This is a genomic window from Gemmata sp. (genome assembly GCF_051859125.1).
Classification (GTDB): Bacteria; Planctomycetota; Planctomycetia; order Gemmatales; family Gemmataceae; genus Gemmata.
This window is the reverse complement of the sequence record NZ_JBHYGG010000115.1, coordinates 1-11,156: the sequence shown is the minus strand read 5'-3', so window position 1 is coordinate 11,156 and position 11,156 is coordinate 1. Positions and strand designations below refer to the sequence as shown.

Annotated in this window: 11 protein-coding genes; all 11 read right to left on the bottom strand. The window is 69.1% G+C overall.

Going from position 1 to position 11,156, the window contains the following annotated elements; translation table 11 throughout:
- Positions 1 to 185: 185 nt before the first annotated feature.
- The gene (locus ACTIGN_RS12815; protein ID WP_439624366.1) at positions 186 to 1,457 is read right to left on the bottom strand and encodes a hypothetical protein; all 1,272 of its coding nucleotides are present in this window, start codon (positions 1,455 to 1,457) and stop codon (positions 186 to 188) included.
- Positions 1,458 to 1,466: 9 nt separating this feature from the next.
- Positions 1,467 to 1,946, bottom strand: coding sequence for a TadE/TadG family type IV pilus assembly protein (locus tag ACTIGN_RS12810; RefSeq protein ID WP_439624364.1), 480 nt, complete (start codon positions 1,944 to 1,946; stop codon positions 1,467 to 1,469).
- Between the two features lie 61 nt (positions 1,947 to 2,007).
- Positions 2,008 to 2,442: a TadE/TadG family type IV pilus assembly protein gene (locus ACTIGN_RS12805; RefSeq protein ID WP_439624362.1), complete on the bottom strand. Its 435-nt coding sequence runs from the start codon at positions 2,440 to 2,442 to the stop codon at positions 2,008 to 2,010.
- Positions 2,443 to 4,841: 2,399 nt separating this feature from the next.
- Positions 4,842 to 5,144 carry a hypothetical protein gene (locus ACTIGN_RS12800; protein WP_439624360.1) on the bottom strand — a complete coding sequence of 101 codons (303 nt, stop codon included), beginning with the start codon at positions 5,142 to 5,144 and terminating at the stop codon, positions 4,842 to 4,844.
- Positions 5,141 to 5,368 carry a hypothetical protein gene (locus ACTIGN_RS12795; protein WP_439624358.1) on the bottom strand — a complete coding sequence of 76 codons (228 nt, stop codon included), beginning with the start codon at positions 5,366 to 5,368 and terminating at the stop codon, positions 5,141 to 5,143. The genes ACTIGN_RS12800 and ACTIGN_RS12795 overlap by 4 nt, the downstream gene beginning before the upstream one ends.
- A gap of 195 nt (positions 5,369 to 5,563) precedes the next feature.
- Entirely contained in the window at positions 5,564 to 6,025 is a 462-nt protein-coding gene (locus ACTIGN_RS12790) for a hypothetical protein (RefSeq protein ID WP_439624356.1), read from the bottom strand.
- A gap of 9 nt (positions 6,026 to 6,034) precedes the next feature.
- Positions 6,035 to 6,430, bottom strand: a complete 396-nt coding sequence (locus ACTIGN_RS12785; protein ID WP_439624354.1) for a hypothetical protein — start codon at positions 6,428 to 6,430, stop codon at positions 6,035 to 6,037.
- A 65-nt stretch (positions 6,431 to 6,495) separates the two neighbouring features.
- Entirely contained in the window at positions 6,496 to 6,759 is a 264-nt protein-coding gene (locus tag ACTIGN_RS12780; RefSeq protein WP_439624352.1) for a hypothetical protein, read from the bottom strand.
- Positions 6,759 to 7,187, bottom strand: coding sequence for a DNA methyltransferase (locus ACTIGN_RS12775; RefSeq protein ID WP_439624350.1), 429 nt, complete (start codon positions 7,185 to 7,187; stop codon positions 6,759 to 6,761). Before ACTIGN_RS12775 ends, ACTIGN_RS12780 begins: the two co-directional genes overlap by 1 nt.
- Entirely contained in the window at positions 7,184 to 8,800 is a 1,617-nt protein-coding gene (locus ACTIGN_RS12770) for a ParB N-terminal domain-containing protein (RefSeq protein ID WP_439624348.1), read from the bottom strand. The genes ACTIGN_RS12775 and ACTIGN_RS12770 overlap by 4 nt, the downstream gene beginning before the upstream one ends.
- A 378-nt stretch (positions 8,801 to 9,178) precedes the next feature.
- Positions 9,179 to 10,750 carry an ankyrin repeat domain-containing protein gene (locus tag ACTIGN_RS12765; protein ID WP_439624346.1) on the bottom strand — a complete coding sequence of 524 codons (1,572 nt, stop codon included), beginning with the start codon at positions 10,748 to 10,750 and terminating at the stop codon, positions 9,179 to 9,181.
- Positions 10,751 to 11,156 lie beyond the last annotated feature (406 nt).

Sequence of the window (11,156 nt, the reverse complement as noted above, 5' to 3'; positions counted from 1 at the left end):
CAGTACTTGGTTCAAGTACTCCAAGGACTCTCCACGCATAGTGCGTAAGCCCTAGGGGCACACGTCTTCATGCCGGGTTAGGGACCTGAACCCGCCGGTCGGGTCCAGGCTGCTCACGGGGTCGTGTTACCGACCGTTGGAAACCGGGCCTCCCGTGGACACACTGTTCACCAAGAGAAATCACCTCACTCGACAAGGAACAACTCCCGCCGGCGGGGGGCGATGTTCGGGTCCCAGTTCACCGAGAACGACCCGTTACCCCCGGTGGTCACGATGTTGCTGATGTACTGTGACCCGATGGTCTGGGAGTCGCCGTTCCCCGTCGCTTGGAGTGTGCCTCCCGCCGCGTAGAACGTTCCCGTGATCGCCATCGAGCTTCCCGACCCGCCGGTGATCTTGACTGTGTTTTCCGAGTCCCGTCGCTGGAAGATCGAGATCCCCTGCCACGGCCCAGACGTGGGCGGGCTGAGGGCGATCGAGCTCCCCGACCCGCCGGTGATGCTCAGGTTGTCGCTCGTCGAGGACGGGTCCATGTAGATCATCACGCCGCTGCCCGTCAGGCTCGCCCCGCTGAAGCTGAACGACGCCCCCTTGATGTAGTACACCCCAGGATCCATCGTCACCGTCGTGTTGCCGGTGAAGTTCAGGTTCGACGTGTACACCCCGGGCTTCAGGCTCACCTTGTTGCCGTTGGAGGCGGACTGCGCAGGCATCGTCGTCGGGTCGGGGACCGGCAGGTACCGGAGCGGGTCGGGCTGCTGCGGCTGGTTGGACAGCGTCGTTCCGGACAGCGTCGAGTTGTTCGTCGCGTTCCACCCGGGCGAGCCGGAGAGGCTGAAGGTCGGGGCCGAGATGCTCCCCCCGCCGTTGGCGATCATGCCCTCACTGCTCGTCGAGTTCACGAGCACGTTCGCCCCACCGGTGACCGAGATCGCGCCGTTGCCGCCGGACTGGAACGACCCCTTGAGCTTGGGGTCGAGGGCCATGATTCCGACGGTCACGACCGAACTGCGGCCGCGGCCGACCGCCCTCGCCCGGACGGGGATCCGGGCCGTCGAGCCCATGATGGTACTGAAGTACCGCGGTTGCTGCGCCCCGATGACGACCTCGGCGTGGAAGGGGCTCCCGACGAACTGTCCGCTCGTCGGCGGGATGTTCACGGTCACCGTGACCCCGTTTACCCCGTCGGCGTACCCGCCGGTGCTGGCGACCTTCTTGGCTAACGCGGCGATACTGCCGTCCGGGTCGAGCCCGGACGGGCTGGTCTGCCACCGCGCGTACAGTTCACCGGCCGCGGTCATCGCGGCCGCGTCCGCCACCGCCCGGGCGTTCTGGCGCTTCTCGAGAACGAACCCGCCGTCGATCGACAGGGCGAGAAACGAGAGCAGGCCGATCAGGGACACGGCCACAGCCACGACGACGGTTCCCTCGCGGCGTACCGCATTAGTCTTCATCATGGGGTCACCTTAGTATTCAATGGGATGGGTGCATGTGCTAGCAAGTTTGTACGTGCCGAACATGCCGGTATTCCAAGTGTACGTTACGGTCACTGACACGGAGTTCGCGCGGAACTCCACTCCGCTGTGACTGCCGCTGGGGTAGCGGACGGGGTCGTTGACGGTGACCGGTTGGGCCTGGAGGTTGCTCGCGTTCCACGCGGCCGTCACCGTGAGGGCCGACGGGTTCATGCCCGCGGCTTGGGGGACGACGACGTTGTTGAGCACCGCGTCCGCTGTCGCCGCGGCCTTTCTGGTCTCCTCCGCGTACTTCGCCCCGCGGACGCACGCATACCGCGCGCCCTCGGCCGCGAGGTAGTTGACCTGCTGCTTCCGGAACACGACGAGGGACATTATGAGGATGCCGAACACGAGCAAGAACAGAATCGGGTAGACCAGCGCGGCCTCTACGAGGGCCGCGCCGCGTCGCCGTGGGCGTCGCAGCAGCATAAGGCACCTTGGCTGAGTTGCTAGGGGGTCGAACGAGGGTGCGCCCGAGGAGCGCCCTCAATCACGTGGGCAACTGTCGGATCTCAACCGTCTTCGTCAATCTGACGGAGTCCGGGATGCCGAACAGGGACCACACGAACCGGGTCGCCGGTTGGAACTCGAGCGTCACCGTGACTTGGTAGGCGGGGTACGACTTTCCCCCGGATGTCACCGCAGCAGGACCGGACATCGTCACGGCCGGAGTCGGGTTGAGGCCGGGCGCGGCAGCCAGGGACGCGGAGGTGACGTCGGCGTGGCCGCTCTCCCGGCGGTGGGCGGGGTTGTCGTCGGCCGCCCACCGGGCCCCTGCTTGAGCGCAGTTGTCGACCGCCATCTTGAGGTAGAAGACGCGGGCGAAGTCGGTGCCGATGAGAAAGAGGAACAGGAGGAACGGTAGGAGGACAGCAAGTTCGACGGCGCTAGCTCCCTTGCGTCCTCTGGAGTGGGCGAGAAGCATAAAGCCTCCAGTGGGGTGACACGGCGTAACGGCGTGTCGGGTTCAGCAGGTGTGTCGCGATCTGCAGTGGAGTGTGGCGGGTTCCCCGGTCAATAAGGGTGTTGGAACGAGGACGAGGTACCACAGCACCCCGACTCCCATAATCACCATAACGTCGATTCGCGCCACGTGAGACGCGAACCAAAGCTGGGATTCCAAGATATTGCAGTTTTTTACTTCGGTTTGCGGTCGCGACCTCAAATACGATTTCTACGGCGAATAGTGCAAGGATTGCGACTTCTGCTGACGCCAACTCCTGTGCTCAAATCTGAACCGAGGACCTCAACCGTCGCTGAATCCCAACGGCGCCGTGCGGGACCATTTTCTCACTTCACCAACGGAACGGCGGATTTCCGAAGCGCTCCCTATGCCAGGTCCCGGAGGGTGACGTGTGGGCACTCGGGCCCTAGTGAGGGGCCGGTGCAGGCCGCGGCGAGCAGGTCTTGCGGTTGATTTTGATATGTACCACACGCGGCTGTCCAACAGCGAACGCATGTGTCGGAAGTTCCATTGTTCGGTGTCGGGTTTTGGGCGCCCTGACGGGCACCGCGTGTGCGAGTCGAATCCTCTGCTTCAAAGCGACGCGTGGCGTTTCAACTGCCTCTGGGACTTCGAAAGAATTCGCGTGGGCAGCCACATTGGCGTGGGGCGTGTCGGAGAACCCGACACGCCCCACGCCAATATGGCGGTGTGTCCCTCGAAGTGGTACGCGGGCCGTGGTCCGTCCGGTTCTTTTTCTCACGCGATCGGCCCTGGCGCATCTGTTGAGTCACGCGACCGCGCATGGTCCGCCGGCAGTTGTGTTCTGCTGGCGGATGCCCGGTCAGTCTTCACCTGCGCGGGCAGAGGCACGCTGCTACGGGCATGCCTTTCTTCGGTTGATGCGATCGCCGCCTTGGTGCCGCACCTCGGCCGCGGTACGAGTGAGCGCGTGCGTGGGGAGACGACATCAAGGCGGGTGGCGAGGGGTTCGGCCGGGTGAGCCCGCATGCGCGCCGTGGCTCCGTCCGTGGACTGCTCGGCGGCACCGAGTGGAAAACCCGCTGGGAACTGGCCAAGCGCTTGGACGACCCGTCGCCCGGCGGCGTCCCAGCCGGCTCGGGTACGTGCGGGAATAACCGGATGCCCGACAAGTTCGCGTGGCTCGTATCCGACGCGTTACTCGGCCCGACCGCGGAGAAGGGTGCATCCGAGCCCGAGGCTGCCGAGAAGAAACCGTTACGGTTCAGCCGTCTCATGAGGCGCGCCCCGACCGGCCGGCCGTTCTGCCCGCGCCAGAGCGGTTCCTGATCCCAGGGTGAGTCGGTGATATACCTGCGAAAGATAGCCGGCGGACTGCTCTTGTTCTTGGCCGGAGCGGCCGTGGCTTCGGCTGCCGCGTCGAGACTCGACGATGTAGAGGGCAACTCTCGTGTCTGGATGTCCGGGGCCCTGACCGTCGCAGCGGTGCTGACCGTTGTGGCGGGGTGGCTCCTCCGCCAACGGCGATCCCCCGACGAGGACGCTCCGGACCGCCCGAACCGGCAGTCCAGGTGGTGGTAGAGGCATTACGGCGGGCCGCGGGTGGCTTCTCGGTCCTATCAGCCGATGGCAGAGGGCACTGTTAGTCGTGATCTTTGACCTGCGAAGTTGGTCGCAGGCGGTAGGCCCCTTACCAGTCCGGCCTTCACACCTGGCGACCCAGCAAACCAGCACTCTCAACAGCCACAACAAGCTGGCTCAAGCGGCTCCAGCAGCCCTCGCGTCATACTCGGCTTGCCCGCACCAAACGCGGACCGCCCCTCCATCCCCGGGTTCTGGGCGACCCGCCGGCACGAGGTGTCGCTTGGTCACATTCGCTCGCCCACGGAGCCCCGTTCGCCGAGCACCCCCGTCTTGGAAACGTGCGCGAATAGCCGCTCAACGAACTCGGTCTGCTTCCGCCGCGACCGCTTACTCCTCCGTCCTGCACGCATCGTCAGTTTCCCTCCGTCGCGATCGGCCACTCCTCCGACTCGTCCGTCCGGACCTACTTCTCCCGTCTTAGCTTATGGGATCATTTTAATTAGATTGAACATAATTTAGTAAATATGTACGCTGAATTAATAGAATATTAGGTCCTTTCAGTTTCGAGCTGATTCTGGCAATAACTCGGCTCGTCCGAGATGTCGGTTCCGTGGCGGCCGGTTCCCTGTTCTGGGAGCTCCAGGGCCTCGGGGAACTCGGGCTCGGCGCCGAAGAAGCCGTACCGAGGAGGTACTCGAACGCGGCTTGCCACTCGGCCTCGATCGAAGCCGGGGGAACCCGGGCCTCCTGGAGGGCCGGACGCGACCCGAGAGACTTGCATCGCTGCCCCGCCACGGCGACCTTTGGGTTCGGACTCATCCCCGCCGCATAAACGCGTCCAGCGCGGCGAGCCCCTCGGCATCCAGGCACGTGGCCCCGGTGGCGATCCCCGCCTCAGCTTCCGACGCTTGGTGCTCGGGGGTGAGTGTGGTGAGAAATGCGTACACTGTGGTCAGCCACCCGGTGTGGTGCGGGTGGCACGGGTCCAGGTCCTCGGGGCTGAACGCCCCGGCCAGCAGGCCGCGGGCGAACGCCACCGGGTGGTCGGGCACGGGGCGGCCCGGCTTCACCCGCGGGATCTGCTGCTCCAGCGCGTCGAAACGGCGGGACAAGGTCACGGCCGGGCCTCCGCCGGAGTTTCGACGAGCAGTTCTTCGAACCGGATCTGCCGATCGACCGCGGCGAGGATGCCGGCCTCGATCGCCGTGGGAAACGCGGTCGGGTCCTCGGCGAACAGCGCGGTGAGTTCCTCGATCCGATCGCACACGCGATCCCCGGGTTCGGGAGCACGGTGCCGGTCGGTGGTCCGCTCGGCCGCCCGCACGCGGTGCCGCAGGTTCATGAGCCGCCTCCGTTCGATCCGTTGCGGGCGAGCACGGCGTCGGCCTCCGTGCGGGAGGTGACGACGACCTCCTCGACGTACACGACGTGGGACCCGCCGCACCGCTGGCACCGGCCGCGGCGCTGGGCACTTGACCCTCGGGGGCCAGCCACCGGACCCGCGGATCGCACGCCGGCAGGGCTCTCATCAGCTTCTTCAACCGGGCCGCCAGCCGCACGAGTGGTCCTCCGGGTCGGGCCGGCCGTAGGCCGCGTAGGAGGTGGCCCCGCCGCACGCGGGGCACGCCGGGAACGGGCGGATGGGGTCGTCGAGACCGACGGGGACGGCGAGCCCGCACGCCCCGCAGTGGTGCCCGGCCCAGTACCGGTGGGGCGGGTCCATCACCCACGCCACCAGCGCCGCCGGAACCCGAAACCCCGGTGCCGCGGGGCGGGCCCACGGGGCCAGTGGGGCGGACGTCCACGACGCCAGGGCCTCGACGTCCGCGTCGTACGGCCCGCCCAACTTGGCTGCGAGGGCGGCCCGGAACTCCGCGGGCACGAGGGCCAGGACCTCGGCCCACGGGTCCGGCTCGGGACCGGTCGGGGCGACCGGCGGCCCGATCGCCCAGGCGGCGAGCGTCTCGAGCCGGGCGACGCGAACGGCGGTCCTTAGCATCGCGGTTTCTCAGGCGTACAGGCCGCGGGGGCCGGGCGGGTCCTGGTCGGCGAGCCGGGCCTCGAGGGCCGCCATCCGGGCCTCCAGGTCGGCCACCTCCCGCAACTTCATCCCGAGTTCCAGGACCGCCCGCGCGGCCCCGAGCCGGACCGTGGCGGGGGCGTCCTTCTGCAGCTGGAGCAGGGTCCGCACGGCCTCGCCCGCGGCGGCGGTGAGCATCCCGGCGGCCCGGGCCACCATGTCGGCGCGGGGGGCCTGGAGCCGGTCCTTGAACGCGGGCTCGCTCAGGCGGCGGTAGATGGTGCGGTCGGTGAGGTTGCACTGGCGGGCCGCGGCCTCGACCGTGGCCCCGCACGCCAGGGCCAGGAGCAAGGCGTCCTCGTTCTTCTTCCGCTGTTCCGCCACGGCACGCCTCCACAAAGTCACAGGGGCCCGTCTACGAACTCCGCGTCGCACACGATCAACAGCCCCTACGGGGCCATCCGCCCCTCGGGCACCGCGGGGCGGCCCGCGGCCGGGTCGTACACCAGGACCCCGGCAGTCGAGCCCCGGGGCCCGTCGGCGTGGAGCCCGAGGGGGAGCCCGCCCGAGCGGCCCATGGGGACCGCCTGGACCACGCTGAATTGGTCGGCCCGGGGCCGGTCCCGGACCGCCCGCTCGGCCCGCTCGGCCCACTCGAGCCGCCGCCCGAGTCGCATGTGCCGCCCCCGCGTCAGGATTGTTCCGGGGTTCATCAGGGAGCGTGCCGTTCCGCCGTCTTTCCGGTCAGCTGCTCGTAGCGAGACACCACGACGTCGCAGTACCGGGGGTCGAGTTCGAGGAGCGCGGCACTCCGCCCGGTCTGCTCGGCGGCCACCAGCGCGGTGCCGCTCCCGGCGAACGGGTCGAGCACGGTCCCGCCCGCGGGGCACGAGTTGCCCAGGAGGTACGCGAACAGGTCCACGGGCTTCGGGGTCGGGTGGTCGCTGTTCCTCACCGGCTTGTCGAACTCGAGAACCGTGGACTGGGAGCGGTCGGAGAGCCAGGTGTGCGCGGCCCCGTCGGCCCAACCATAGAGGCAGTTGTGCACGACGATGCCGTCCGCGACGTAGTGCCGGTCCTGCTCGACGTCCATCGACCAGACCTCGAGGTCGGCCACCGGTGCGAAGGTGGCCGCCGTCACGTCACGCCACTCGAACCCCTCTCCGGACGTGGCACCGGCACCTGCATGACACTCGGGAGCAGGTTGCACGCGGCCACCTGGCGGGACTGGGTGCGGGAGAAGTTCCCCTTCTCGTCGGCCACGAGCAGTGGGAGGTCGGCGGACAGCCCGTGGTCTCGCAGGAGCCGGTCGGCGCCCGACTGGATGCGGCCCACGCCGAGCCGGCGGTAGATCAGGTCGACGCCCGCCCGGTCGCGTTGGGTTCCGACGGCACGGGCGGTCCGCCCGGTCTCCCAGATCGTGGTCGGCAGGCCGTACTTGCACAACACCACCTGCTCGGCGATCCGGGCCTCGGCCAGTGTGGCGAAGCCGCCCAGGAGCCACGCCGCGTCGCCGCACTCCTGCGACAGCCGCCCCGAGGGCCCGAAGCCCCGGGTGTTGAACATCCCGCACACGCCGACCCGCCACCGGTCGCCCCGCCGCATGAGGTAGAGGAGGCCCGCCTTCGGGAGCGCCGGGTTGAACCGCACGGTGAACCGGTGCTCGGGTGTGGCACGGGTGCAGAGGTCCCCGACCTCGACGCGGTGGAGGTTGCCGGTGTGGCGGCGGCTCGTGATGCCGGTCACGACCCTCCCGCGGCGGTAGACCTTGGCGTTCCCGAAGCTGACCACGCGGTCGCCCGGCCGGAGCGACTCGATCGGCACCTGCTCGATCACCGAGTCCTCGCGCCACCGCCCCTCCTTGACCACCTTCGCTACCCGCGTGCCGGTGGGCTGACACGGCTCGTGCTTCCACTGGTAGTCCTGCCGGCCGGGCACGAGGACCGACTTGACCCACACGAGCCCCTGGCGGATCGTGAGCCCGGCGTCGGCGCACGCGAGCCGGACGGGCAGGGCGGTGAGGTCCGCGTGGAACAGGTAGAACGCCCCGCCGGGCTTGAGGTGCGCGCCCGCGGCGGTGAGCGCGGATGCGAGGAACGTGCGGTACGCGGCCGGGTCGAGGTCGTCGTTGGCGATCGTGAGCTGGTCCGCGGTCTTGCCCTGGTAGGCCACGCCGTAGGGCGGGTCGGTGAGGAGCACGTCGGCGGGGCCGCCCCCAAGCACTTTCGCGACGTCGTCGGGGCTGGTGGCGTCGCCGCACAGGAGCCGGTGTCGGCCCAGCACCCACAGGTCGCCCGGCTGCGTGACGGGGTCCGCGGGCGGCTCGGGCACGGCGTCCGGGTCGCCGCGGAGCTCCTCGGGGGCGGTGAGCATCCTGAGGACGTCGTCCTCGGGGAACCCGGTCAGGGCCAGGTCGTACCCGTCCTGTTGCAGCGCCACGAGTTCGAGGGCGAGCTTGTCGTCGTCCCACTGGGAGAGGGTGGCGGTCTGGTTGTCGGCGATCCGGTACGCGCGGGCCTGGGCCGGGGTCAGGCCGCGGGCCACGTGGACCGGCACCTCGGCTAGGCCGAGCTTCTTGGCGGCCTTGTACCGCGTGTGCCCGACGATGATCACGTCGGCCTCGTCCACCACGAGCGGCTGCTGCCAACCGAACTCCTTGAGGGACGCGGCGACGGCGTCGACGCTGGCGTCGTTGAGCCGGGGGTTCCCCGGGTACGGCTTGATGGAGTCGATGGGCCTCATCTCGACGAGCATCCGGCACCTCCCTTCGGGGGCGCGGAACCGCCCCTACCTGGGAACTACACGGACCTCCTGAGAAGTGTCGGGCGATCGCAGCACATTTCGGAAGATTCTTCCCCCGCACCGCGGCCGGGCAACAGCCCCGTGGTCGGGCTCGGCGCCACGATCGACTTCAGCGAGGCCCGGGCGGGCGTGACGGTCGGGGGGACGGTCGAGCTGAATACGGGCGGGGCGTGGGTCGACCCGCGGCACGCGTGCGGCAGCTACAGCGTGAAGTTCAACCGCTGCCGGCCCGTCGACGTGAGCTTCCAGCCGGTGACGGACCGCAGGGTCGCCGTGACCGAAAACGCGGTGTCCAACCTTCGAGTCGCCGTCGCCGACGACCGGTGGCGGTCACCGACCGCCGTGCATCTTGAAGAGTTTGGTGAGTTCGGCAGCTGCCTCCTCGTTCTTCCTTACCCAGGCGAGCGGGGTCCACCCGTGGTGGTCCTTGGCGTTGACGTCCGCGCCGGCGGCCAACAGGATTCGGGCCACCCCAGACTTCCCGCACCCTGCCGCCGCGTGCAGCGGCGTGAGACCGTCCTTGTCGCGGGCGTTGACGGCGGCACGGCGGGCGAGCAGCACCTTGGCGATCTCCTCCCGGCCCAAGCGCGCCGCCCAGTGCAGCGGCGTGTTCCCGCCGTCGTCTCCCGCCTCAATCGGGGCGCCTGCGTCGAGCAGCGCGGCGACGATCTCCCTGTGGTCGAGGACGACCGCGGCTGCGAGCGCCGGTTTGCCGCCGGGCCGCTCGGGCGTGTTGGAGGCGGCGAGCTCCGGCTTCTCCTTGAGGAACTTCTTGACCTCGTCGAGGTCGCCCAGGGCGACCGCGGCGTGGAAGTTGACGGGCACCCCCTCGCCGCGCAAGGTGGCGATCACGGACTTGTAACGGGCGACCTTCTCCACATAGTCCACCGCGTAGTAGATCCGGCTCGCGGCGGCGGCCATCGCAACCGTGCCGTCCTCGCCGCGCACGCTGGCCTTGCGCTTGAGGAGCAGTTTCACCACCTCCGGCCACCCGCCGGACGCGGCGAACTGCAACGGCGTCCCCCTTCGGGGGTGGCGGGCGTCGACCTCGGCGCCGGCCGCGACGAGCAGGCGGACGGTGTCGGCGTAGCCCTTGAGGGCGGCGTGGTGCAGGAGCGTCCCTTCCGGCCACTGACCGGTCGTGCCGAACCCCGGCTTGGGGTTGAGCGTGAGGGGGGTCTTGACGTCGGCACCGGCGGCGATGAGCACCCGGACGACGTCCGGGTGCTCGAGGGCGTCGTACAGCGCCGGCAGCCCGAAGTTGCCGGGGTCGTTGGGGTCGGCCTTGTGGTCCAGCAGGAGCTTGACGATCGCGGCCCGCCCGCAGCGAGCCGCGACGCGCATCACGTCCGGTTCCAGTACCGCCTGCGGGTCGTCCCGGATGACGGCCCGGACCCGGTCGAGGTCGTTGAGGTACGTCGCCGAGAGGATGTCGTACCGGGCCCCCGCGCCGCGCAGCGATTTGACGATCTCCGCCCACTTCGGCGCGGTTGCCTTGTCGGCCCTCTGCAGCCGGCCGGCGGCGCGCTGGAGGGCGGTCTCCCCGCCAGCCTCTGCGTCCACGTCGGCCTTGTGAGCGATCAGCAGTTTGACCACCTCCGGGCTCTCGGTCAGGTGCAGCGGGGCGAACTCGTTGTACGCGCGGGCGTTGACATCCGCCCCCTGTTCGAGCAGGAGCTTGACGATTTCGGCGTGTCCGTAGTGTGCGGCGACGTGGAGCGGCGTCTGTTCCAGGTCGTCGCGGGCACCCTTCAGTTCCGCGTTCCTGGCGAGCAGTCCCTTGACCTTGTCGAGCTCTCCCTTCCTCAACAGGTCGTGGATTTCGCCGGCGTGCCCGGAGCCGGCGAAGGCGAGGGACACGGCCAGAACTACGAGCGCTCGCGATCGGAATGGCTCGGTCACGGCGAGACTCCTACCGATGCGGACGCGGTTGGGGAGGAAAAGCTGCTCTACCCCGGACCGGCAGCGGTAACCGGCCTCGGCGGAATCGTGCGTCCCCTCAGAGACTATATCCCGCGTTTCGTCGTCCCGATAGACGCCCTGCTCAAACGACTCGCCCCCGGCCGCCTGCGGCAGACCGGCGTCGACGCTGCTCATCTCCGAACCACCGATGGTGCCCTCACCCCCGGCCGGCCGCCCGTCCCGCGTGGGCCCGGCCTGGCGCCGCGCTCCGCATCGCACCCCCGACCGTCCGTCACCCGCCCCAGGTGCGGCCGACGGTGACGTCGACCTCGACGGGTACCGGATCGAGGGCCGGGGCCACCGCCTCCACCATGCACCGCTCCAGCCAGTCGGCGGCCCGGTCCGC

Bases quoted from the DNA above. Each gene is read 5' to 3' on its own strand.
- ACTIGN_RS12805 (WP_439624362.1), bottom strand. From the start codon at position 2,442: ATGCTTCTCGCCCACTCCAGAGGACGCAAGGGAGCTAGCGCCGTCGAA.
- ACTIGN_RS12795 (WP_439624358.1), bottom strand. From the start codon at position 5,368: ATGAACCTGCGGCACCGCGTGCGGGCGGCCGAGCGGACCACCGACCGG.
- ACTIGN_RS12810 (WP_439624364.1), bottom strand. From the start codon at position 1,946: ATGCTGCTGCGACGCCCACGGCGACGCGGCGCGGCCCTCGTAGAGGCC.
- ACTIGN_RS12770 (WP_439624348.1), bottom strand. From the start codon at position 8,800: ATGCTCGTCGAGATGAGGCCCATCGACTCCATCAAGCCGTACCCGGGG.
- ACTIGN_RS12780 (WP_439624352.1), bottom strand. From the start codon at position 6,759: ATGAACCCCGGAACAATCCTGACGCGGGGGCGGCACATGCGACTCGGG.
- ACTIGN_RS12790 (WP_439624356.1), bottom strand. From the start codon at position 6,025: ATGCTAAGGACCGCCGTTCGCGTCGCCCGGCTCGAGACGCTCGCCGCC.
- ACTIGN_RS12815 (WP_439624366.1), bottom strand. From the start codon at position 1,457: ATGATGAAGACTAATGCGGTACGCCGCGAGGGAACCGTCGTCGTGGCT.